21 protein-coding genes and 1 riboswitch are annotated in these 23,735 nt (G+C 59.3%); of the genes, 15 read left to right on the top strand and 6 right to left on the bottom strand.

Going from position 1 to position 23,735, the window contains the following annotated elements; translation table 11 throughout:
* The first annotated feature begins 139 nt into the window (after positions 1–139).
* A riboswitch (TPP riboswitch) is annotated at positions 140–245 on the top strand.
* Positions 246–399: 154 nt separating this feature from the next.
* The gene (gene thiC, locus TU86_RS11670) at positions 400–2,289 is read left to right on the top strand and encodes a phosphomethylpyrimidine synthase ThiC (protein ID WP_048364468.1); all 1,890 of its coding nucleotides are present in this window, start codon (positions 400–402) and stop codon (positions 2,287–2,289) included.
* 142 nt (positions 2,290–2,431) lie between these two features.
* Here thiC and TU86_RS11665 read toward each other — a convergent pair whose 3' ends face one another.
* Positions 2,432–3,181, bottom strand: coding sequence for an RsiV family protein (locus tag TU86_RS11665; protein ID WP_048364467.1), 750 nt, complete (start codon positions 3,179–3,181; stop codon positions 2,432–2,434).
* Positions 3,182–3,403: 222 nt separating this feature from the next.
* Here TU86_RS11665 and TU86_RS11660 point away from each other — a divergent pair, with 222 nt between their 5' ends.
* The 9 genes from TU86_RS11660 (at position 3,404) to TU86_RS11620 (ending at position 12,739) form a co-directional block, all read left to right on the top strand.
* A complete protein-coding gene (locus tag TU86_RS11660) occupies positions 3,404–4,027 on the top strand; it encodes an NUDIX domain-containing protein (RefSeq protein ID WP_048364466.1) in 624 nt (207 codons plus the stop codon).
* Positions 4,018–4,470, top strand: a complete 453-nt coding sequence (locus TU86_RS11655) for a DUF1249 domain-containing protein (RefSeq protein ID WP_048364465.1) — start codon at positions 4,018–4,020, stop codon at positions 4,468–4,470. Before TU86_RS11660 ends, TU86_RS11655 begins: the two co-directional genes overlap by 10 nt.
* A gap of 118 nt (positions 4,471–4,588) precedes the next feature.
* Positions 4,589–5,404, top strand: coding sequence for a 3',5'-cyclic-AMP phosphodiesterase (cpdA, locus tag TU86_RS11650; protein WP_048364464.1), 816 nt, complete (start codon positions 4,589–4,591; stop codon positions 5,402–5,404).
* A 111-nt stretch (positions 5,405–5,515) separates the two neighbouring features.
* A complete protein-coding gene (locus tag TU86_RS11645) occupies positions 5,516–6,124 on the top strand; it encodes a YqiA/YcfP family alpha/beta fold hydrolase (RefSeq protein ID WP_048364463.1) in 609 nt (202 codons plus the stop codon).
* Between the two features lie 52 nt (positions 6,125–6,176).
* Positions 6,177–8,081, top strand: a complete 1,905-nt coding sequence (gene parE, locus TU86_RS11640) for a DNA topoisomerase IV subunit B (protein WP_048364462.1) — start codon at positions 6,177–6,179, stop codon at positions 8,079–8,081.
* Positions 8,081–9,061 carry an esterase-like activity of phytase family protein gene (locus tag TU86_RS11635; RefSeq protein WP_048364461.1) on the top strand — a complete coding sequence of 327 codons (981 nt, stop codon included), beginning with the start codon at positions 8,081–8,083 and terminating at the stop codon, positions 9,059–9,061. Before parE ends, TU86_RS11635 begins: the two co-directional genes overlap by 1 nt.
* The gene (locus TU86_RS11630; protein WP_048364460.1) at positions 9,058–9,579 is read left to right on the top strand and encodes a retropepsin-like aspartic protease family protein; all 522 of its coding nucleotides are present in this window, start codon (positions 9,058–9,060) and stop codon (positions 9,577–9,579) included. The genes TU86_RS11635 and TU86_RS11630 overlap by 4 nt, the downstream gene beginning before the upstream one ends.
* An 11-nt stretch (positions 9,580–9,590) precedes the next feature.
* Entirely contained in the window at positions 9,591–11,855 is a 2,265-nt protein-coding gene (gene parC, locus TU86_RS11625) for a DNA topoisomerase IV subunit A (protein ID WP_048364459.1), read from the top strand.
* A gap of 179 nt (positions 11,856–12,034) precedes the next feature.
* Complete coding sequence (locus TU86_RS11620; protein WP_173426979.1) at positions 12,035–12,739, top strand: PqiC family protein; 705 nt, start codon at positions 12,035–12,037, stop codon at positions 12,737–12,739.
* Positions 12,740–12,832: 93 nt separating this feature from the next.
* On the opposite strand, the gene TU86_RS11615 is transcribed toward TU86_RS11620, so the two are convergent.
* Positions 12,833–14,365 carry an AhpA/YtjB family protein gene (locus tag TU86_RS11615; RefSeq protein ID WP_048364457.1) on the bottom strand — a complete coding sequence of 511 codons (1,533 nt, stop codon included), beginning with the start codon at positions 14,363–14,365 and terminating at the stop codon, positions 12,833–12,835.
* 132 nt (positions 14,366–14,497) lie between these two features.
* Between TU86_RS11615 and serB the strand changes: the two genes are divergently transcribed.
* Positions 14,498–15,712 carry a phosphoserine phosphatase SerB gene (gene serB, locus TU86_RS11610; RefSeq protein ID WP_048364456.1) on the top strand — a complete coding sequence of 405 codons (1,215 nt, stop codon included), beginning with the start codon at positions 14,498–14,500 and terminating at the stop codon, positions 15,710–15,712.
* 101 nt (positions 15,713–15,813) lie between these two features.
* On the opposite strand, the gene asd is transcribed toward serB, so the two are convergent.
* The 3 genes from asd to TU86_RS11595 are packed head-to-tail and all read right to left on the bottom strand — an operon-like array spanning position 15,814 to position 19,084.
* Positions 15,814–16,665, bottom strand: a complete 852-nt coding sequence (asd, locus tag TU86_RS11605) for an archaetidylserine decarboxylase (protein ID WP_048364455.1) — start codon at positions 16,663–16,665, stop codon at positions 15,814–15,816.
* Positions 16,666–16,674: 9 nt separating this feature from the next.
* Positions 16,675–17,502: a rhodanese-like domain-containing protein gene (locus tag TU86_RS11600; RefSeq protein WP_048364454.1), complete on the bottom strand. Its 828-nt coding sequence runs from the start codon at positions 17,500–17,502 to the stop codon at positions 16,675–16,677.
* Between the two features lie 43 nt (positions 17,503–17,545).
* Positions 17,546–19,084: an HDOD domain-containing protein gene (locus TU86_RS11595; RefSeq protein ID WP_048364750.1), complete on the bottom strand. Its 1,539-nt coding sequence runs from the start codon at positions 19,082–19,084 to the stop codon at positions 17,546–17,548.
* 165 nt (positions 19,085–19,249) lie between these two features.
* On the opposite strand from TU86_RS11595, the gene motA reads away from it, so the two are divergent.
* Together motA and motB are read left to right on the top strand one after the other, a co-directional pair.
* Entirely contained in the window at positions 19,250–20,101 is an 852-nt protein-coding gene (gene motA / locus TU86_RS11590; RefSeq protein WP_048364453.1) for a flagellar motor stator protein MotA, read from the top strand.
* Positions 20,102–20,104: 3 nt separating this feature from the next.
* The gene (gene motB, locus TU86_RS11585; RefSeq protein WP_048364452.1) at positions 20,105–21,097 is read left to right on the top strand and encodes a flagellar motor protein MotB; all 993 of its coding nucleotides are present in this window, start codon (positions 20,105–20,107) and stop codon (positions 21,095–21,097) included.
* A 57-nt stretch (positions 21,098–21,154) separates the two neighbouring features.
* Here the strand turns inward: motB and rsgA are convergent, their stop codons facing one another.
* The gene (gene rsgA, locus TU86_RS11580; protein ID WP_048364451.1) at positions 21,155–22,186 is read right to left on the bottom strand and encodes a small ribosomal subunit biogenesis GTPase RsgA; all 1,032 of its coding nucleotides are present in this window, start codon (positions 22,184–22,186) and stop codon (positions 21,155–21,157) included.
* 106 nt (positions 22,187–22,292) lie between these two features.
* On the opposite strand from rsgA, the gene orn reads away from it, so the two are divergent.
* Entirely contained in the window at positions 22,293–22,835 is a 543-nt protein-coding gene (gene orn / locus TU86_RS11575) for an oligoribonuclease (protein WP_048364450.1), read from the top strand.
* 236 nt (positions 22,836–23,071) lie between these two features.
* The gene (locus tag TU86_RS11570; RefSeq protein ID WP_048364449.1) at positions 23,072–23,683 is read left to right on the top strand and encodes a trimeric intracellular cation channel family protein; all 612 of its coding nucleotides are present in this window, start codon (positions 23,072–23,074) and stop codon (positions 23,681–23,683) included.
* The last annotated feature ends 52 nt before the right edge of the window (positions 23,684–23,735 follow it).

Raw genomic sequence — 23,735 nt, 5'->3', positions numbered from 1 at the left:
CCCCCGAGTCCGACTCGTGGTTTCAAGACGTAGCGAGTGTAGTAGTCGTGACACCTTGCAACAATGCTCTTAGTACGTCTTTACGTAACGTTAAAAAATCAGGGGTTGGCGTTCAGGGTCACTCTTGTCTAGACTGGCCGGGTTCTTGTCGGGGTGCCTTGCTATGAGGCTGAGATCGAATAATTTCGGATCCCGTTGAACCTGATCAGGTTAACGCCTGCGTAGGGAACAAGATTTCTCGTCACCCGGCGAGTCCTCTTGAGTGCCGTCCGGGATCGATTGTTCAAAAAATGAGCAATCATTTGAGGTCGTCACTCAGCACCCAGTCCTTGGGGGCACCCGTACATTTTTCAGGTTCTCCCTCCGACAATCCGCCTGGATGCAGTCTGGAGAGCCGTGATGAGTACAAAACCAAAAAACGCGATCAATCTCAGTGACTCGGCAAAAGTCGATGAGCAGTCGGTCAAGCCGTTTACCCGCTCGCAAAAAGTCTACGTACAGGGCTCGCGCCCCGACATTCTGGTGCCGATGCGTGAAGTCAGCCTGGATGTGACCCCCACTGATTTTGGTGGCGAAATCAACGCCCCGGTATTGATCTACGACACCTCTGGCCCGTATACCGACCCGTCTGTGCAGATTGACGTGCGCAAAGGGCTGGGCGACGTGCGTTCAGCGTGGATCAATGACCGGGCGGACACCGAACGTCTGCCGGGGCTGAGCTCGAACTTCGGGCAAATGCGCCTCGACGACGTTGAACTGACCAAACTGCGTTTTGCCCACGTCAAAAATCCGCGTCGGGCCAAGGCCGGTGTCAATGTCAGCCAAATGCACTATGCGCGTCAGGGCATCATTACCGCCGAGATGGAATACGTCGCCATCCGCGAAAACATGAAGTTGCAAGAGGCGCGGGCGGCGGGCTTGCTCGACCAGCAACACGCCGGTCACAGCTTCGGCGCCAACATCCCCAAGGAAATTACCCCCGAATTTGTCCGCGATGAAATCGCCCGCGGTCGCGCCATCATCCCCGCCAACATCAACCACGTTGAGCTGGAACCGATGATCATCGGTCGCAATTTTTTGGTGAAGATCAACGGCAACATCGGCAACAGCGCGCTGGGGTCCTCCATTGAAGAAGAAGTGGCCAAGCTGACGTGGGGCATTCGCTGGGGCTCGGACACGGTCATGGACTTGTCCACCGGCAAGCACATTCACGAAACCCGCGAGTGGATCATCCGCAACTCCCCCGTACCGATCGGCACCGTGCCGATTTATCAGGCGCTGGAGAAGGTCAACGGTGTGGCGGAAGACCTGACCTGGGAGCTGTTTCGCGACACCTTGATCGAACAGGCTGAGCAGGGCGTCGACTACTTCACCATCCACGCCGGTGTGTTGCTGCGTTACGTGCCGCTGACCGCCAAGCGGGTGACCGGCATCGTGTCCCGGGGTGGCTCGATCATGGCCAAGTGGTGCCTGGCGCACCACAAAGAGAACTTCCTCTACACCCACTTCGAAGACATCTGCGAAATCATGAAAGCCTACGACGTCAGCTTCTCGCTGGGCGACGGCTTGCGTCCGGGTTCGATTGCCGACGCCAACGATGCTGCGCAGTTCGGCGAGCTGGAAACCCTGGGCGAGTTGACCAAGATCGCCTGGAAGCACGACGTGCAGTGCATGATCGAAGGCCCGGGCCATGTGCCGATGCAGTTGATCAAAGAGAACATGGACAAGCAGCTGGAGTGCTGCGACGAAGCGCCGTTCTACACCCTTGGCCCGCTGACCACGGACATTGCGCCGGGTTACGACCACATCACCTCGGGCATTGGTGCGGCGATGATCGGCTGGTTTGGTTGCGCCATGCTTTGTTATGTCACGCCTAAAGAACACTTGGGCTTGCCGAACAAGGATGACGTGAAGACCGGGATCATCACCTACAAGATTGCGGCCCATGCTGCGGACTTGGCCAAAGGCCATCCGGGTGCGCAAATTCGCGACAACGCGTTGAGCAAGGCGCGGTTTGAATTCCGTTGGGAAGACCAGTTCAACCTTGGCCTGGACCCGGACACTGCGCGCTCCTACCACGACGAAACCCTGCCTAAGGACTCGGCCAAAGTCGCGCATTTCTGCTCCATGTGCGGGCCGAAATTCTGCTCGATGAAAATCACCCAGGAAGTGCGCATCTACGCCGCCAACCAACGTATCGACGCCATTGACGTCGATGTTGCCAAAGGCCTTGCCGAACAGGCCGAGCGCTTCAAGCAGGAAGGCAGCCAACTGTACAAAAAAGTGTGATGTAAACCGCGACCTGTTTTGGCTGTGGTTTTTCCTCGGTATTGCCTGATGGTGTTGCAGACCGGTGCGTTGCAGTGGGTGAGGGGCCGTTACTGCTAAAAGCCCCTCACCCTCACCCTCTCCCGGAGGGTGAGGGTGATGTTTATTTGCCCTGAACAGGGAACCACTCTGGCTTAAGAATCCCGTTCAAACGCGAATAAGGGATCTTCAGCTCAACATGGCCTTCGGAGTACGGCGCAATGCTGTACACATCGTATTTCAACACCACGTTGTCTTTGAGCAGGGCTACGTGCGGGGTTTGCTGGAACGGCCAGGTCTTCACGAATTCCGGGTCATTGCCAAAGCGGGTGCTGATTAACCAGTTGTTGTGCGCCACTTTGCCTGCGGCCCAAAAGGCCTTTTCCTGGCCCGGCACCAACATGTCCTGCAGGGTCACTTCTTTTTGGTCTTTGCGCGAATAGTTGATAAACCCGCGCCCCGGCATGCCATGCGCGCCGCCGGTGTCCAGGTAGCTCGACAATTCGACAATCACCAGACCGTCATGCTGCTCACGTACCTTGGCCTGCAAGTAGCTGCTGTAGCGGCTTTGCGCGGTGCGTAAAAACTGTTCACGGTAAGCATTGAGCGACGGCGCCAATTTATCTTCCGGCGAGTTGACGGTCATTTTCAGCAGGCGAGCTTCAATCAGCGCGTCCAGCTTTGGTTCGTCCGCAAAATGCACCGTATCAATGTTAACCAGCGGGCAGTCCTGGCCTTTGCAGCCGGCCTTGAGCTGCTCCGATGCATCGGGCGTAACGGCCAGCGGCTTTGGCGCAGACGCTTGAAACACGCTTTGGCAGGCGCCCAGGGTCAGGGCGATGCAGGTCATGGAGGCAATCTTTAAAAGTGACATGGTCGTCCTTCATCAACGAAACAAAAGCAAAAATTATGGTGGTTCGACTGCCCACAAAGGCATCAGTTCGCCACTAAGCTCAATAGTGTCAATTAGAGTTGGTTTGCAGGTGATCCGTCTATCCCCGTGTCAGAAAAGGGGCTGCATCGCAGCGCGCAGGCGCGTTAGGATGCGCGATGCCGTGGGCCACCCCGGCGAGCATTTGCCAGCAAGAGGTTTTACATGACGGATATCACCCGAGCCACGCCCAGCACAGTCGAGATCGTAAAGCGCGAACAGTGTTTTAAAGGTTTTTATCAACTGGATCGCGTGCGCCTGCGCCACGAACTGTTTGCCGGTGGCATGAGCTGTGAAATCAGTCGCGAAGTGTTTGTGCGCCATGATGCCGTGTGTGTGCTGCCCTACGACCCGCAAAGTGATGAAGTGGTGCTGATCGAGCAGTTCCGGGTCGGCGCGATGGGCAAGACCGATACCCCGTGGCTGATCGAACTGGTGGCCGGGCTGATCGACAAGGAAGGTGAGGTTGACCCGCAAGAGGTGGCCCACCGCGAAGGCGAAGAAGAAGCCGGCGTGACCTTCTCCTCGTTATGGCCCATTACCCGCTACTTCCCGTCACCGGGCGGCAGTACTGAGTTTGTGCATCTATTTTTGGGGCGTTGCAGCACTGAAGGCGTGGGTGGCTTGCATGGGCTTGAAGAAGAAGCAGAAGATATCCGCGTAACAGTTTGGGCGTACGAAGATGCGCTACAAGCTGTACGAGATGGACGGATTTCCAATGCGGCGAGCATTATTGCCTTGCAATGGCTGGCGCTTAATCGCGCGGAGGTGAGGGGGCTATGGTCGTAAATGGGGGGCGTGACCGTTATCGGGTCGACTTGATTGGCTTGCAGGCTGCCTGCGAAGCCAACTATGCGCGCCTGATGCGTTTGCTACCCGACATGCGCGAGCAGCCGGACGCGCGGCGGATCGCCGTGACCCAGGGTGATCAAATGCTCGGGGTGCTGACCCTCGAAGTGATGCTCGAATGCCCGTATACCAGCACGTTGCGCGTGCGCCAGGAACATAGCTTGCCGTGGCTGCCGGTGCCAGAGTTGCAGGTGCAGGTGTACCACGACGCTCGCATGGCCGAAGTGATTGGTGCCGAACACGCGCGCCGCTTTCGCAGCATCTATCCTTACCCCAACGACGCCATGCACCAGCCGGATGAAAAAGCCCAGCTCAATGTGTTTTTGGGTGAGTGGTTGAGCCATTGTCTGGCGTGCGGTCACGAATACGCACAAGTGCGCTAGGCCGTAGGCGCTGGCTGCGATCTTTTGATTCATGGGTTCGCGGTGCGAGCTGGTGTTCAGGCTGCAAGACGCAGTGGCATAATCGCGCCATTCATCGACGCCTCCCGGGAGAGCTGCCTTGCCGAGTGTATCCACGCTGACCACCGACGACCCGGTGCTGCTGGTGCAGCTGTCCGACAGCCATTTGTTTGCTGATGCAGATGGCTCGCTGTTAGGGCTCAAAACCGCCCAAAGCCTGCAACAGGTGATTGCGTTGGTACGCGCCGAGCAGCCGTCTATCGATGTACTGCTGGCGACCGGCGATCTGGCTCAGGATGGCAGCGTTGCGGCGTATCAGTATTTTCGGCAGGCCACCCACCCGCTCGCGGCGGTGGCACGCTGGCTGCCTGGCAATCATGACAATGTCCAGCATATGGCGGCGGCCGCAGTGCAAAGCCGTTTGATGGAGCCGCGTGTCGATATCGGCAATTGGCGTATCACGTTGTTGCACTCCAATGTCGTCAACAAGAGCCACGGCTATCTGGAAGACAACCAGCTTCAATTATTGGCGCAATCGTTGAGCGAAGCCCCGGATCGCCATCATTTGGTGTGCCTGCACCATCACCCGGTCGCGGTGGGGTGCGAATGGATCGAGCCGATCGGGCTACTCAACGCCGAGGCATTTTGGGCCGTCATTGACCGTTTTCCGCAGGTTAAAGCAGTGCTGTGGGGGCATGTTCATCAGCCCTTCGACCAGCAGCGCAACGGGCTAAGGCTGCTGGCCACGCCTTCGACCTGCTTCCAGTTCGCGCCTCACAGCGCCGATTTCAACGTCAGCACCGAGGCGCCCGGCTATCGCTGGCTGCGCCTGCAACCTGATGGCACTTTGCAGACAGGCGTGTCGCGTGTGGCGCACTTTGACTTCGAACCCGACTATGGCGCGGGTAAATATTGAGTACTGGACAAACTTACAGATGATGGGTCGAGTCATTCACCCCGAGTCAGGCTAAACTGCGCGTCTTTCTCAAGGCTGCGTCTGGCTGAATTTGTTCTCGGGAGTAACGGCATGTCGGGTTCCATCTTGTATATCCACGGTTTCAACAGCGCGCCCGAGTCGAAAAAAGCGACGCAGTTGAGGTCAGTGATGCAGCAAATGGGGCTTGATGACCGGTTGCAGGTGCCGGCCTTGCACCATCACCCGCGTCAGGCCCTGATGCAGCTCGATGCGGCAATCAGCGAGCTGGGCAGCCCGCTGCTGGTTGGCAGTTCACTCGGCGGCTACTATGCGACGTATCTGGCCGAGCGGCATGGCCTCAAGGCGTTGCTGGTCAACCCTGCCGTCAGTCCGCACCGGATGTTTGACGGCTATCTGGGGACGCAAACCAACCTGTACAGCGGCCAGACCTGGGAGCTGACCCATGACCACGTTACAGCTTTGGCTGAACTGGAAGTGTCGGCTCCGCAAGACCCGCAGCGCATTCAAGTGTGGTTGCAGACCGCCGATGAAACCCTGGACTACCGCCACGCCGAAAAGTACTACGCAGCATGTGCCTTGCGTATTCAGGCCGGTGGCGATCACAGTTATCAGGGGTTTGCCTTGCAATTGCCAGCGCTGCTGAGTTTTGCCGGGATTGCTGCGCAACAGTTTCAAACCATCGACTTTGCGGCCCTTTAAGGCGCCCGTCGAATGACCCTTATTTTTCATTTACGACTAACGACGAGACCCTATGGCCACTCCCAGCGCTAGCTCTTATAACGCCGACGCCATCGAAGTCCTCTCGGGCCTCGACCCGGTGCGCAAACGCCCCGGCATGTACACCGACACCAGTCGTCCGAACCACTTGGCGCAAGAAGTCATCGACAACAGTGTCGACGAAGCCCTGGCAGGGCACGCCAAGTCGGTCAACGTCATCCTGCACGCCGACCACTCGCTGGAAGTCAGCGACGACGGGCGCGGCATGCCGGTCGACATCCACCCCGAAGAGGGTGTGTCAGGTGTCGAGCTGATCCTCACCAAGCTGCACGCGGGCGGCAAGTTTTCGAACAAGAACTACCAGTTCTCGGGCGGTCTGCACGGGGTTGGTATTTCAGTGGTAAACGCCTTGTCGACCCAGGTTCGGGTCAAGGTCAAACGCGACGGTAACGAGTACCAGATGACCTTCGCCGATGGCTACAAAGCCACCGACCTGGAAATTGTCGGCACCGTGGGCAAACGCAACACCGGCACCAGCGTGTACTTTGCGCCGGACCCCAAATACTTCGACTCACCCAAGTTTTCGGTCAGCCGCCTCAAGCACGTACTCAAAGCCAAGGCCGTATTGTGCCCGGGGTTGCTGGTCACCTTTGAAGACAAAAGCAGCGGTGAAAAGGTCGAATGGCATTACGAAGACGGCCTGCGCTCTTATCTGGTCGATGCGGTCAGCGAATTCGAGCGCCTGCCGGACGAGCCGTTTTGCGGCAGCCTGGCGGGTAATAAAGAAGCCGTCGACTGGGCGTTGCTGTGGTTGCCGGAAGGTGGCGACAGCGTTCAGGAAAGCTACGTCAACCTGATCCCGACGGCTCAGGGCGGCACCCACGTCAACGGTCTGCGCCAAGGTTTGCTCGACGCAATGCGCGAGTTCTGCGAGTTCCGCAGCCTGCTGCCGCGTGGCGTGAAGCTGGCGCCCGAAGACGTGTGGGAGCGCATTGCGTTCGTGCTGTCGATGAAAATGCAGGAGCCGCAGTTCTCCGGCCAGACCAAAGAGCGTCTGTCATCGCGTGAAGCGGCGGCGTTTGTCTCCGGCGTGGTCAAGGATGCCTTCAGCCTGTGGCTCAACGCGCACCCTGAGCTGGGCATGCAGTTGGCCGAACTGGCAATCAACAACGCGGGCCGCCGCCTCAAGGCCAGCAAAAAGGTCGAGCGCAAGCGCATCACCCAAGGGCCGGCGTTGCCGGGCAAGCTGGCAGACTGCGCCGGGCAAGACCCGATGCGCTCCGAGCTGTTTTTGGTCGAAGGCGATTCCGCTGGTGGCTCGGCCAAGCAAGCGCGGGACAAAGAGTTTCAAGCGATCCTGCCACTGCGCGGCAAAATTCTTAACACTTGGGAAGTCGACGGCAGCGAAGTGCTGGCCAGTCAGGAAGTGCACAACATCGCGGTCGCGATTGGTGTCGATCCGGGCGCGGCCGATATCAGCCAGCTGCGCTACGGCAAAATCTGCATCCTCGCCGACGCCGACTCTGACGGTTTGCACATCGCAACCTTGCTCTGCGCGTTGTTCGTGCAGCACTTCCGGCCCTTGGTCGACGCCGGTCACGTGTACGTGGCCATGCCGCCGCTGTACCGCATCGACTTGGGCAAAGAGATTTTCTACGCGCTGGACGAAGCGGAACGCGATGGCATTCTTGACCGTCTGGTGGCCGAGAAGAAGCGTGGCAAACCGCAGGTCACACGATTCAAAGGTCTGGGTGAAATGAACCCGCCGCAACTGCGCGAAACCACGATGGACCCGAATACGCGTCGCCTGGTGCAGCTCACGCTGGAAGATTTCGCCGCTACGTCTGAAATGATGGACATGCTGCTGGCGAAAAAACGCGCCGGTGACCGCAAGTCCTGGCTCGAATCCAAAGGCAACCTGGCGCAGGTGCTGACCTGATGCGCAGAGCCTTGCTGGCGCTGCTTTTGCTGGGAGCAACACCGGTGCTGGCCCAGACATGGCCAGAACTGGTGTTGCAGTCCGAGCATCCGGTTGAAGGCATGCGCGGCGCTAACCTGTCGGGTTTGGCGATGTGTCAGGGCGAAATGTGGGCGGTGTCTGACCGCGATGACGATCAGATTTACCGTTTGGATACCCGTTATCCCGAGTGGCTGGCCGATGAGGTCAGCATCAACGTGCCCACGCCGCCTGAAAGCGGTCTGCCGTGGGGCGTGCGCATGATGGGTAAAGCCATCGCCCCGCTGCGCGGTGGCGATCTGGATTTCGAAGGCATCACCTGCGACGCTGCGGGCAACCGCTACGTGGTCAGCGAGTCGTATGCCGCGGTGTTGAGGGTTGCGCCACAGGGCAATGCCTCGTGGCTGAAAATCGATTCGGGCCTGGTTCGACAGGCGCGCGCCAGCGGCATGTTGCTGCATTTCAACGCCTTGTTTGAAGGCATTGCGGTGAACCCGCAGGGCAATCAGATCTGGCTCGCGGCAGAGCGCGAACGCCGCGGTTTGCTGACGGTGCGTAAAAAACAGAGCGTGTGGGATTGTGAAGACGGCTGCGTGATCATGAGCGAAGCCGGGCCTGAACAACCGCCCGTTCAACTCAAGGCCAAACCGCAGTCCAAAGACTTCGCCGACCTGGCCTTGTTCGACGGCAAGCTGTTTACCCTTGAGCGCATGGCTTATCGCATTTGCCGTCGTACGCCGAGTACCGGCGAGGTTGAGCGCTGCTGGTCGTTCGCCCAGGACGCATTGACCGATGCCCGCCGTTACACCTCGGCCTACGGCAATGCCGAAGCGCTGAGCATTGACGACAAAGGCGCCTGGGTGGGTGTCGACAACGGCAACCATGTGCGTGCCGATGGTGAAAAGCGCCCGGTCGTGTGGCGTTTCGCTGCCCCGCAAGGTGGCTGGAGTGCAAAGCCATGAGCCAGCAACCACCGGGCAAGGGTGCCGGTCGTGTGTTTATGATCGTGGCCTGGTGCGCCGGTTTGTACTTGGCCACGCAGTTTTTTGGGCGTTGGGAACAACGTCAGCAAAACCCCAACACTGAAGTGACCTCGCAGCAGGGCGAGGGCTACATCGAGGTCAAGTTGCAGGCCAACGTGCAGGGTCACTTCGTCGCCAGCGGCCGCCTGAACAATGTGCCGGTGGAATTTTTACTGGATACCGGGGCCACCGATGTGGCGGTTCCGCTGGATTTAGCCCGGCAATTGGCCTTGCCCAAAGGCGTGGCCGTGACCCTCAACACCGCCAATGGGCGGGCGCAGGGCTATCGCACGCAAATCGACCGTCTGCAACTGGGCGCCATCGTGTTACGCAACGTACGCGCAGTGGCGGCTCCGGGGCTGGAAGGCGAACAAGTACTGCTGGGCATGAGCGCATTAAACAAACTTGAATTTACCCAGCGCGGCGGCACCATGCTGCTGCGCCAGACAACGAACTGAATGAGGTCCGCATGAGCGACTCCCTTGATCTCAGCCTGGACGGCGTAGAACGCCGGTCACTGGCCGACTTCACAGAACAGGCCTACCTCAACTACTCCATGTACGTGATCATGGACCGGGCCTTGCCGCACATCGGTGACGGCCTCAAGCCCGTACAGCGGCGTATCGTGTACGCCATGAGCGAGTTGGGGCTGGACGCCGATTCCAAGCACAAGAAATCGGCGCGTACCGTCGGTGACGTGCTCGGCAAGTTTCACCCGCACGGTGACTCGGCCTGTTACGAAGCGATGGTGCTGATGGCTCAGCCGTTCAGCTACCGCTACACGCTGGTCGACGGCCAGGGTAACTGGGGTGCACCGGACGATCCCAAGTCTTTCGCGGCCATGCGTTACACCGAAGCACGTTTGTCGCGCTACTCCGAAGTGCTGCTCAGCGAGCTGGGCCAGGGCACGGCCGACTGGGTGCCGAACTTCGACGGCACAATGGACGAGCCTGCGGTGTTGCCGGCGCGTTTGCCGAACATTTTGCTCAATGGCACCACTGGCATTGCCGTGGGCATGGCCACCGACGTGCCGCCGCATAACCTGCGCGAAGTGGCCACTGCTTGCGTGCGTTTGCTCGACGAACCCAAGGCCACGGTTGAGCAGCTGTGCGAACACATTCAAGGCCCGGATTACCCGACCGAAGCTGAAATCATCACCCCGCGCGCCGATCTGTTGAAGATCTACCAGACCGGCCGTGGCTCGGTGCGCATGCGGGCGGTGTATCACGTTGAAGACGGCGATATCGTTGTCACCGCGTTGCCGCACCAAGTGTCGGGCGCCAAGGTGCTGGAGCAAATCGCGGCACTGATGCAGGCCAAGCCGACCAAGCTGGCCATGGTCACCGACCTGCGTGACGAGTCAGACCACGAAAACCCGTGCCGTATCGTGATCATCCCGCGCAACAACAAAGTCGATCTCGACGAACTGATGCAGCACTTGTTCGCCGTGACCGAGCTGGAGTCCACGTTCCGGGTCAACATCAATATCATCGGCCTGGACGGTAAGCCGCAGCTCAAAAACCTGCGTGCCTTGCTGGTGGAATGGCTGGAGTTTCGCATCAACACCGTGCGCCGCCGCTTGCAGTTCCGCCTGGACAAAGTCGAGCGCCGCCTGCACCTGTTGGACGGCTTGCTCACCGCGTACCTGAACCTCGACGAAGTGATTCATATCATTCGCACCGAGGAGCACCCCAAGGCCGAGCTGATTGCCCGTTTTGGCCTGACCGAAACCCAGGCCGACTACATTCTCGACACGCGCTTGCGCCAATTGGCCCGTCTCGAAGAGATGAAACTGCGCGACGAGCAGGACGCGCTGCGTAAAGAACAAGCCAAGCTGCAAGCCTTGCTCGGCAGCGAAGCCAAGCTGAAAAAGCTGGTGCGCACTGAGTTGATCGAAGACGCCAAAACCTACGGTGATGACCGTCGTTCGCCTATCGTGGCCCGTGCAGAAGCCAAAGCACTGTCGGAAAACGAGCTGGTGCCGACTGAGCCGGTCACGGTTGTGTTGTCTGAAAAAGGCTGGGTACGTTGCGGTAAAGGTCATGACCTCGACGCGACGGGCTTGTCCTATAAAGCAGGCGATGGCTACAAAACAGCGGCGGCGGGGCGCTCTAATCAATTTGCCGTGTTCATCGATTCCACCGGGCGCAGCTATTCGGTGGCGGCCCACACCTTACCGTCGGCCCGTGGTCAGGGTGAGCCGTTGACCGGCCGCCTGACACCGCCACCGGGTGCCAATTTTGAATGCGTGTTGCTGCCTGAGGACGATTCGCTGTTCGTGATCGCCTCCGACGCCGGTTATGGCTTTGTGGTCAAAGGTGAAGACCTGCAAGCCAAAAACAAAGCGGGCAAAGCGCTGTTGAGCTTGCCTAAAGGCGCCAAGGTGATGCAGCCGCGCCCCGTCACGGATCGCGAGCACAACTGGCTGGCCGCCGTGACCACCGAAGGGCGTTTGCTGATTTTCAAAGTCAGCGATTTGCCGCAGTTGGGCAAGGGCAAGGGTAACAAGATCATTGGCATTCCCGGAGATCGGGTGGCCAGTCGCGAAGAGTATGTGACTGATATTGCCGTGCTGCCAGATAACGCCACGCTGGTGTTACAGGCGGGCAAGCGCAACCTGTCGCTCAAGCCGGATGATCTGGAACATTACCGTGGTGAGCGCGGGCGACGGGGTAATAAACTGCCGCGTGGCTTCCAGCGCGTGGACGCGATGTTGGTAGAAACGCCAAATTAAGCCGATTTAGAGCGTCCGATCTGCGTTTTTTCGCGTAGATCGGCGCTACGAGGCTGGAGTCGAACCGGATATTCGCGGATGATATGGCGCACTTCTGGCATCGCTCATGGCGACGAGCCCAACGAATTTTTCGAGAATCACACTGTGGCGTGCCTGATGGTTGCCACCTGGATGGAATGATGAACGTTCTGCGCCTTCCTTTAATTGCGTTGCTGACGGGCGTGCTCGGCTTGGCGGGGTGCACCACGCACCAGCCTGCGGCCTTGTACCAACTGGACAGCGGCACACCCGGCCAGCCTGCGCAAACCGCTGGCATGGCGGTGGTACTTGGCCCGGTGACCGTGGCTGACTACCTGCAACGTGAAACCTTGTTACAACGTCAAAGCGACGGCAGCCTGAGTGCGGCCACTGACGGTCGGTGGGCAGGTAGCTTGTCGGCTGACATCGACCAACTGCTGCTTCGTCAGTTGGCCTGGCGCCTGGACAGCCAGCGCGTTGTGTTGTCGCCAGCCCCGGCGAGCTTCAGTCCTGACGTGCAAGTCTTGCTGTCGATCACGCGGTTGGACTCGGGCAAAAATCAGCCTGCGATCCTGGATGCCCAATGGCGATTGATTGACCGTCGCGGTCAGGTGCGTGACAACCGCATGGTGCATCTGGAGAAGTCGCACGATGGCTCTACGGCCTCGCAGGTCAAGGCGCAAGGCGAGTTGTTGCAACAGATGAGTCAGCAATTGGCAGTGGCGCTTAAGCCGTTGGCCAATCAACCGCCTTTGGTGGATGCGCGCAAGCCGGAACCCAAGCCTGCTGCAAAGCAAGAATCTGAAAAGCCTCGCATTCCGATGGCTTCGCCGATTCGTACCGACATGGAAGTGTTTCGCTTCTGAGCCGGTGGCTGAAACCAAAAAATCCCGCACATGTGCGGGATTTTTTTTGGCGCCTCAAAAACCTTTCACCCGCAGGGTGAGGGTCTGCAACGGTTACCCACGTTTCTCATGCATGCGCGCCAGTTGGCGTTCGAGCATGGAGGGGTAAGGTTCCATCAAGCGCTCTACGCAACAAGCACCTTCAGGGCTGGCAATCGGGCGGATACGCGCACGTTGGCGAATAAGGGCATCGTCACTGATCTTGCGTTCCACCAGCAGCAGGTTGCGGCTGTGTTGCGACAGTGCCAAAGCATCCTGCGCCGTTTCAGTCAGCAACAGGTCGATCTGGCTCATGCCCGTCAGCCCTTCGCCCAGCACCAGGCCCAATTGCAATTGCAAGGTGATGCCGCTGTCAGCCACTTCAATTTGCAAGGCATGGCCCAAGGCGCGCAGCAACTCGCCGCAGCATATGGCGTTGGTCAGGTAGTCGTCGCCGCTCTCTTCGCTGTGGAACAGCATCAGCGTGCTGCCATCGTTCAATGTATGCAGTTCGCTTTCGTACAACGATGCCGCCTGTTCAAGGCAATCGCGATAGCGCTCAAGCAGCTCGGTCAAACGCGCGCGTGGCAGGCGGCGCAGTTGGTCTTGCGCGCCCAGTTGCACGGCCAGTACTGCGCTGGGTTGCGGCGCGGCAGGTACGAGCGGTTTAGGCTTGGCCTGCGCAACAGGGCCAGCACTGTTGTCACGCACATCGGCAAACGGGTCTTCTTCGGTGTCGTCTTCTTCAGCGTGGATCACATGACGCGCAACGGCTTTTGGCGCAGGCACAGCCGGCGTTTCGTCAAAGCTTGGGTCACGCAGGCTGCGCACTTCAAAATGAGGCTCGTGATCGTCGGCGTCTTCGTAGTCGCTGTCGTCGTACTCCGGCTCAGGTGCTGGCTCGGGTTCCGGGGCCGGTGGTGCCAGACGCGTGTGAAGCTGACGCGCCAGATCGCCGATTTCATCCTGACGGTTGATGGCCGGGGTATACGGGTCGGGTTCGCGCAGCCAGACACGCAGTTGCAGCAGCGGGGTCGAAATATGACGGCCCAGACGCAAGCTCAAGGCCAGGGCCAACGCCAGCAAGATGGCGCTGAGGATGCCCATGCTTTGCAGGCTGATGGTCATCGGCTGCTGGAACTGGTTCATGTCGAGGCTGATGCGCAGATGCCCTGCGGTCACGTCCTGGAACGTGATCTTGGTCTGATACATGCCCTCGGCTTCACCCAACAGTCCGTTTTTAGGACGCTCCCCGGCTTCCGCGAGGATGCGGTTGTCGACGCTATAAATTGCAGCGTGCGCCACCAGGGGGTTTTTGGTCAGGTTGTTGAGCAGCACGTTGAGGCTGAGGATGTCGTTGGACACCAGCAGCTCAGTCGCCGAAGTGGCGGTTTGCGTGGTCAGGCTCTGACCCAGTGCATCGGCTTGTTCGTGCATGGCTTGCTTGAATTGCAGGCCCATGACCACGGCGTAAATCACCAGGGCCAACGCGACCAGAATCACGTTATGGCTGGCAATACGCAGCGCAAGCGGAACGCGACGATCGCGCAAGGCCCGGAAGATCAGCAGGAAGAAGTTATCGGTTTTTACAGGCAATGGCCGGTTCACTGAGCGCGGCTCTTAGTCCGTTAAGTTGGTGCGCAGTATAGCGATCAGCCCTGAGGCGGCAAAGCCTTGGCGATGCCCGATGGTCACTGAAAGTGGGTAGAATGCGTTTTTTTTAGCGAATGGGGGTGTGCCTTGCGCGAAATCGTCTTGATAAACATCACGGGTGAGGACCGTGCGGGTCTCACAGCGGCCATTACCGGTGTATTGGCCAACAATGGTGTGAACATGCTCGACATCGGCCAGGCCGTCATTCATGGCGTTTTGTCGTTGGGTTATCTGGTTGAGATCGAGCAAGCCGATCAGGTGTCGGCCGTGCTGAAGGACCTGCAACCCTTGATCGCCAATGAAGGGCTGCAACTGCGTTTCGACCCCATCACCGAAGCGCATTACCAGCGCTGGGTGAACGAGCAAAGCCAGAAGCGTCACGTGGTGACGCTGATGAGTCGCCAGGTCACAGCCCAACAGCTGTTGCGCGTGACCTCGGTTATCAGTCAGCACGGGTTGAACATTGAGCAGACCGATCGTCTGTCGGGCCGCGTGCCGCTGGATGCACCCACCCATCTGAGCAAAAGCTGCATCGAGCTGCGCGTGACCGGCGAAGTGGCGGACCTTGAGGCTCTACGGGCCGAGTTCTTCGACTTGTCGCAAGCGCTTAATATCGACATCGCGCTGCAAGAAGACACCCTGTTTCGGCGTAATCGCCGCCTTGCGGTCTTTGACATGGACTCGACCCTGATCGAAGCCGAGGTCATTGATGAGCTGGCAAAAGCGGCGGGCGTAGGCGACAAAGTGGCTGCAATCACCGAGCGGGCGATGGCCGGCGAGCTGGATTTCAAAGCCAGCTTCAAAGAGCGCCTGGCGTTGCTTCAAGGGTTGGATGTGGGTGTGCTGGATGCCATCGGTGCGTCGCTGCGTTTGACCGAAGGCGCAGAAGTGCTGTTCGCCGAACTCAAGCGTCTGGGCTATAAAACCGCCATTTTGTCAGGCGGCTTCACCTACTTCGCCAAACAATTGCAGGCCAAGTTGGGCATCGACTACGTATTTGCCAACGAGCTGCAAGTGGTAGACGGCAAGGTGACCGGTGTGGCGGTTGAGCCGATTGTTGACGCGCAGCGCAAAGCAGACTTGCTGCGTGAACTGGCACAAAAGGAAGGCTTGAGCCTGGAGCAGACCATTGCGGTGGGCGATGGCGCTAATGACTTGGCCATGCTGGCCATTGCAGGGTTGGGTGTGGCGTTCCGCGCCAAACCACTGGTGAAGAAGTCGGCCAAGCACGCGATTTCAACCTTGGGCCTGGATGGCGTGTTGTACCTGTTGGGTCAGCGCGACCGTAACAGCCAGGGCTAAACAGAACGTGTCGTTGCGCAGGCGGCGATAAGGGCACAAGGCCCTTCGCTTTTAGCGGGGCCGCTTCGCGACCCCTCGCAGCCTGCGGCAGCGACGACCGGTTATTCGCCCAGCTTCTGGCCCATCATCACCGGCGTACCCGCCGTCAGGCCTTCGGCCCATTTCACTTGTTCTGGGCCAAACAATACGATGGCCGTCGAACCCAGTTTGAAGCGACCCAGTTCGGCCCCTTTTTCCAAGTGGATGGGTGCGCGTGCTGCTTCGTCATAACGCAAGGTTTTCAGCTCGCGCTTAGGCGGCGTCACCAGACCGGCGAATACGGTTTCAATCGATGCCACGATCATGGCGCCCACCAATACCACGGCCATCGGGCCGCGCTCGGTATCAAAAATGCACACGGCACGTTCGTTACGGGCAAACAGTTCCGGCACGTTTTCGGCGGTGGTCTGGTTGACCGAAAACAGACGGCCCGGCACGTAGATCATTTCGCGCAACGTACCGGCCAGCGGCATGTGCACGCGGTGGTAGTCCTTGGGCGACAGGTAAATGGTGGCAAATTCGCCGCCCATAAATTGCGCCGCAACAGCCGGGTCGCCACCCACCAGTTCCAGCACGCTGTAGCTGTGGCCTTTGGCCTGAAACACGCGTCCGTGCTCAATCGGGCCCAACTGGCTGACGGCGCCATCGGCGGGGCTTAAAACGGAGCCGGGGGTTTGATCCAGCGGGCGGGCGCCGTCTTTCAATGCGCGGGTGAAGAAGGCATTGAAGTGCTCATATGCGGTGACGTCTTCAACCAGCGCCTGGGACATGTCCACTTGATAGCGCTTGGCAAACCAGGTGGTGAAGGCATTTTTGAACCAGCGCACACGGCACTCCGCGACGCAGCCTGCCAGGCGTGAGAGTAAGTGATGCGGCAACAGGTACTGACTCAAGAGAAACAAACGCTTTTTCATTACAGGTCCTTAATGATTGACGGGCAGCTCGACGGGGGTGTCGGGGTGGTTGCCCCATTCGCCCCAGGAGCCGGCATAGCCTTTGACGCGCGGGTAACCGAGCGCCTTGGCCACCAGATACGTAAAGCCAGAACGGTGGTGAGTCTGGCAGTGGGTAATCACTTCTTTGTCTTTGCTGATGCCCAGATCTTCGAGGATCTGCGCCATGTCCGTGCGAATTCGCAGGCTGCGGCGTGTATCCATGCCGGCGGTCCATTCAAAATTGATCGCGCCGGGAATGTGTCCGCCTTTGGCCGCCAGCACCTTTTCGCCGTTGTACTCGGCCGGGCTGCGCGCGTCCCAAATCGCCAGGTCTGCGGCGCCCAAACGGCTTTGCACGTATTCGCGCGTGGCGGTTGGCTCCTCGTGCAGCGTCAAGGTCACCGGGTGGTGCGCGATGGGGGGGACGTCGGTAGAGGTGTCGTAGCCCTCAGCAATCCATGCATGAATGCCACCGTCTACATAGTGGTAAGCCTTGTGCCCGATCACATCCAGCAGCCAGATGAACCGACCGGCCCAACCGCCGCCTTCATCGTCGTACACCACGTAGACCGCGTTCGGGGTGTGCCCCAACTCACCGAACAGCGCTTCAAGTGCAGTGTGCGACGGCAGTAAGCCTGGGGCTGGCGGTTGGCCGAGCTGGGTGCGCTTGGGGTCGACGAAGCGAGCGCCCGGGATGTGCCCGGCCGCGTAACGCGCCTCGCTGGTCAGGTCGACAATGATCACGTTGGGCGCGTTGAGCCGTGCGTGCAGATCGCATGGCTCAATCACCAGCGGCAAGCCAGAGAAGTCAGGCATGTGAGGTCTCCAGAGCGAAAAGGGGCGAATTGTAGCGCAAGCGTCAACGCCCGCGAGTGGTAAAGCTGTTTAAGGCTTTTTCGATGCACTGCGCGGTTTTGCCAAACGCCTGCACGCTGGTTTCTGAAAACGGCCCGCCGCCCTGGTCGGCCAGTATCAGCATCACCACGCGGCCATTGTTACTGATCGAGCGCAACAACAAGTGCTCGCCGGGAAACAGGCTGCGCAGGCTGTTGGGTAAGACCGCCGAAATCTGTGCATTGTTCTCAGGCGTCAGACGAAATTGTGCCGGTTGCGTCATCAGGCGTTGCAGTACCGCACTGTTTTTGATCGGCAGGCTTAAGTCGAAGGCCGCTTTGGGCAGGCCGGCAATCTGGTGCACAGACAAGGTGGTCGAGGTTTTATCGGCCATCAACAGCAGCACCCGCCGCATGCCGCAGGCCGTCAGCGCATCGCGGGCGCAGGTGGTCAGGTGCATTGAGTTGGTGAAGGTGCTCGGCTCGGCGAGCAATTGCCCACACTGTTTACGCCACACCACCAGTGAATCGGCGGAGGGCGGAGGCGCCGGTAACAAACCGCGGTGTACGCGGCGCATTTCCCAAGGCCACAACAGCGATTCGGCCGGGTGCCACAGGTCTGGCATCGAGTGATAGCGCGCACTGCTGGCTGCGTTTTGGTGAACCTGCTGTTGCAGTTCTTCAATCGGTATTTGCAGGTACAGGCTGGTCAGGTACTGCCAGCGCAAATTGTGCGGCGTGTCCCAGGCTTGTTGCGCCGAAAGTGCCAGGCCATTGGCCAGCAGCACGGTATTCGACGGTTGATTCAGCCAGCGGCGCAGTGCCGGGTCGGCGTCCAGTCGTTGTTGCTGGCGCAGGCGATGATGGTTGTCGCGGGCGATGTGCAGCACTTTGACCAGCGTGCGCTGTTCGTCAGTAATCACCGCATAGCCCTGCAACACCCACTCGGGCAGCCGCCACAGCTGGGCCAACGCGCGGCAAATTTCAAACAGGCGCACGCCGAACAGTTTCAGTTCGACCTTGCTTGCGCATTCGCCTTTGTGAATGACCCGCAGCTCCCACTCTTCAAGTTGCTCGGGGTGCGTCAGCGCCATCGCCCACAACGGTGAGAGAAACAGCAGGCTGCCCCAGTAGATTTCTTGCCACAGGCGCGCCAGCCGATTACCAAACAGGCCGCTGGCTTGTTGCGCGGCGTGCTGGCTGATCAGTTGAATTTGGCGGAATGGTTGAGGGATTTCTTCCCACGGCAAGGCGGGCAAGCGCTCAAGCATTTCTTGAGTGCGCGCCAGTCCCAAACGATTAATCGCCACTTCGAGGCTTTCGGCCGGCTCGCTCAAGCTGCCGTGAGTGTGGTGATTGGCGTCGCGGATCAGGCTCAGCGCGAGCGCCGGACTGTCTTGCATAAGCTCGGCAATGTCGCGTAACGAGCGGCGATTGTCGTTGATCGCCTTGCAAACGCGCTCATGACTGTCGAGCGGGATGGGCAGGCGAACGGCGTCGAGCTGCTTAACCCACGCATCGAGGGTAGAAGGGATTGGGGTCGAGCTGCTGGTTTCATTAGCCATGATGGGAGAGTGGTCATCATCCATTGTTTACACGCCCGGAGTGGGCCCAACTGGCTTTTCGCCTTTATGGCCTATAGTCTGGCGCAGTTTTGCCGATAAGGAGAAGAAGAGTTTTTTAACTCTCGAATATGACCTTGAACCCGACGCAGAAGTACCTGAATTCCTATGGCTAAAATTATCGGCATCATTGTCGTGTTCGCGAGCGTGCTCGGCGGATACGTGCTTTCCCACGGCAAGATCGGGGCGCTGATTCAGCCGTTCGAGGTCTTGATTATCGGCGGGGCGGCGTTTGGTGCCTTCCTGCAAGCCAACCCCGGCTACATGACCATGCACGTGATCAAAAAATCACTGGGCATGTTCGGCTCGCGGTTCACCCACACCTTCTACCTGGAAGTGTTGGGCCTGGTTTACGAGATTCTTAACAAGAGTCGTCGCGAAGGCATGATGGCCATCGAAGGCGACATTGAAGACGCGGCCGCCAGCCCGATCTTCGCCAAATACCCTGCTGTGCTCAAAGATGACCGGATGACGGCCTTCGTCTGCGACTACTTGCGCATCATGTCGTCGGGCAACATGGCGCCCCACGAGCTGGAAGGCTTGTTTGACATGGAGCTGTTCAGCCTCAAAGAAGAGCTGGAGCATCCTTCGCACGCCGTGACCGGCATCGCTGACGGCATGCCGGGTTTCGGTATTGTGGCGGCGGTATTGGGGATCGTGGTGACGATGGCGTCGCTGGGCGACGGTGACCAGGCCATGATCGGTGTCCACGTAGGTGCCGCCCTGGTGGGTACATTCTTCGGTATTTTGGCCGCATACGGCTTCTTCGGTCCGCTGGCCACCTCGTTGGCCCACGATGCCAAAGAAGAACTTAACGTGTACGAGTCGATTAAAGCTTCGCTGGTGGCGTCGGCCTCCGGCATGCCGCCTTCGCTGGCCGTCGAGTTTGGCCGTAAAGTGCTGTACCCCAAGCACCGTCCAAGCTTTGCCGAGCTGGAACAAGTGGTTCGCGGTCGCTGATCCATGGAAAACAATCAGCCAATCATCATCAAGCGCGTCAAGCGCTTCGCAGCGGGCCACCACGGTGGCGCCTGGAAAATCGCCTTCGCTGACTTTGCGACGGCGATGATGGCGTTCTTTCTGGTGTTGTGGCTGATGTCCACCGCGACCCCGGAACAGAAAATCGCCATTGCCGGCTACTTCAAAGACCCGATCGGGTTTTCGGAAAGTGGCACGCCGTACATCATCGATTTGGGCGGCACGCCGACGATGGCGCCGGACAACACCCTCAACCCTGAACAAAAAATGCAGCCGCAACCGGACAAGATCACGGTCGACACCGATCAAGTGGAAGGCATGGCTGAGCAGGTCGAGAAAGAACGCCTTGAACTGCTGCTTCAGGAGTTGCAGAACAAGGTCGAAGAAAACCCGCAGCTGCGCAAATTCAAAGATCAATTGTTGTTCGAAATCACCCCGGACGGCCTGCGTATCCAGATCATGGACGCTGAAAATCGCCCGATGTTTGACGTCGGCAGTGCGCGCCTCAAGCCTTACTTCGAAGATATTTTGCTGGCCATGGCCGACACGATCAAAGCGGTGCCGAACAAAGTCAGCATCAGCGGCCACACCGATGCCACGCCGTACACCAGCGATGCGGCGTTTGGTAACTGGGAGTTGTCGGCCAACCGCGCCAACGCGGCGCGTCGTGCACTGGTGGCGGGCAGTTATCCGCAAGACCAGGTGGCGCGGATTGTGGGCTATGCGTCTTCGGTGCTGTTTGACAAGGTCAACCCGCTGAACCCGGTCAACCGCCGCATCGACATCGTGGTGCTGACGAAAAAGGCGCAGCGCGCCATCGAAGGTGAACAAGGCTCTGAACTGGCCAAGCCCGAAACGCCGACCACCCCGATTGATCCGATCACACTGCCTGCGGATCAAATCCCCCCGGCGATGCACGAAGAACGGGAGAAGCTGAACCTGTTCGACGACAAAGCGCCAGAGGCGCCGAAGCCTTAACGCTGCTTGCCCTCACCCACTCCTCTGCCTTTGGGCGAGGAGTGGGTGAGGGGGCTTTCAGTAACTGGACTCAGGCAAGCTGGCAATGATCGAGCGGTAGCTGTTCATGCGCTGTTGCTGCACGCGGCCATCTGCCAGTGCCATCAACAAGGCACAGCCCGGCTCGCGGTCGTGCTTGCAGTCGCGGAAGCGGCAGCGGCCGATCAAGTCGTTGAACTCGATAAAGCCCGCCTCAACATCGGCCCGGCTCACGTGGCCCAGGCCAAACTCGCGAATACCGGGGGAGTCGATCAGATCGCCGCCACCCGGGAAGTGGAACAGTCGCGCCGTGGTCGTGGTGTGCGTGCCCTGACCGGAGACTTCGGACAGCGGCCCGACGCGCAGGTTGACCTCTGGCAGCAAGCTGTTGACCAGCGACGATTTACCGACGCCCGACTGACCCACAAACACGCTGATATGACCGTCCAGCTGGGCTTGCAACTGTTGCATGCCGTCGCCGTGATGGGCTGACACTTCCAGCACGGGATAGCCCAGCTGACGATAAACCCCCAGCAGTGCGTTCAGCGCGGGAGCGTTTTGGTCGTCGATCAGGTCGGCCTTGTTGAGCAACAGTAACGGGCGGATGCCCGCGTGCTCGGCGGCGACCAGGTAGCGGTCGATCAGGTTGGCATGCGGCTCGGGCATGGGCGCGAACACAATCACGATCATGTCGACGTTAGCGGCCACCGGCTTGAGCTGGCCGCGGCTGTCTGGGCGACACAGTTCGGTTTTGCGTGGCAGTTGGGCGACGATAACGCCGATACCCTGATTGCCCGCGCGCCAAACAACAGTGTCACCGGTGACCAGCGCTGGCAGGTTGGCGCGCAAATGGCACCGGAACATCTGACCTTTGAGCTCACCTTCTTGGGCTTCGACTTCGACCTGCACACCGAAGTGCGCGATCACCAGCCCGAGTTGCTCAGGGCCCAGATCGCCCCCTTCGAGCGCTTCGACGGCACTGGATTCGCGTTTGGCGGCGCGGGCAGCGCGCTCGCCCTGGATCTTTTCGATGCGCCAGTTTTGGCGACGGTTGAGCTGGCGTTTGGCCATGGGTGTTCCGTGTTGATAAAACGATAAGGAAGGTAAAACGCTGGCGAGTTTAGCACGAGGGCTGCACGCCTAAGCTAAACTGCGCGACTAAGCCCAGGAGCCTTCTATGCAAAACCCACAGAATTTGATTTGGATCGACCTGGAAATGACCGGTCTGGACCCAGATAACGACGTCATTATTGAAATGGCCACCATCGTCACCGACAGCAACCTCAACACCCTGGCTGAAGGTCCGGTCATTGCCATTCACCACAGCGACGCCGTACTGGCGCGCATGGACGAGTGGAACACCCGCACTCACGGCGGCAGCGGCCTGACCCAGCGTGTCAAAGACAGCACCACTAGCATGGCCGAGGCCGAGGCGCAGACCCTTGCCTTTCTGGAACAATGGGTGCCAAAAGGCAAATCCCCCATCTGCGGTAACAGCATCTGCCAGGACCGTCGCTTCCTGTACACCCACATGAAAGCCCTCGAAAGCTACTTCCACTACCGCAACCTCGACGTTTCGACGCTTAAAGAACTGGTCGCCCGCTGGGCACCTGAAGTGCGCGACAGCCTGGTGAAAAAAGGCACGCACCTGGCACTGGACGATATCCGTGAGTCGGTTGCCGAGTTGCAGCACTACCGCAAGCATTTCATCAAGTTTTGATGATGTCAGCGCACTGTCGTAGCGGCTGCCGAAGGCTGCGTTCGGCGACGCAGTCGTCGTAAAGTCAGGCATCCGGGTGTATCAGGCGCGCCCTGCACTCAGATTTTACGATGGCTTCGCAACCGGGCGTAGCCTTCGTGAGTGGCTACGGGGTCGGTGCCAACGTTCTTTGCCGCCCCCTTTTGGTGCTCGCGCCAACTGAGTAGACTGCGCGCCTTATTGCAAGGATCGCCGCCATGTTGCTGATGCTCTATTTAGTTGCCATTACTGCGGAAGCCATGACCGGGGCGCTGTCTGCCGGGCGTCGGGGCATGGACTGGTTTGGTGTGGTGCTGATTGCGTGCGTCACGGCGCTGGGCGGCGGTTCGGTGCGCGACATGCTGCTGGGGCATTACCCGCTGACGTGGGTCAAACACCCGGAGTACCTGGTGCTCACGACATTTGCAGCATTGGTGACGATCTTTATCGCCCCTTTGATGCGCCATTTGCGCTCGCTGTTTTTGGTGCTCGATGCGCTGGGCTTGGTGGCGTTCACCCTGATTGGCTGCATGACCGCGCTGGAAATGGGCCAGGGCATGCTCGTCGCCTCGGTCAGTGGCGTGATCACCGGCGTGTTCGGCGGTATCCTGCGCGATATCTTCTGTAACGACATTCCGTTGATCTTTCGCCGTGAGCTGTACGCCAGTGTCTCGTTTGCGGCCGCGTGGTGTTTTTTGCTGTGTACCTACCTGGGCATGCCCAACGATCAGGCGATTTTCGTGACGTTGTTCGGTGGCCTGCTGCTGCGCTTGCTGGCCATTCGCTTTAATTGGGAAATGCCCAAGTTTGTCTACAACGACGAGCATTAAAAGCCCCTCACCCTAGCCCTCTCCCGGAGGGAGAAGGAACTGACCGAGCACC

This window comes from Pseudomonas weihenstephanensis (assembly GCF_001043055.1).
GTDB lineage: Bacteria > Pseudomonadota > Gammaproteobacteria > Pseudomonadales > Pseudomonadaceae > Aquipseudomonas > Aquipseudomonas weihenstephanensis.
The sequence above is the reverse complement of the archived record's forward strand: the minus strand, read 5'-3'. Positions and strand labels throughout refer to the sequence as shown.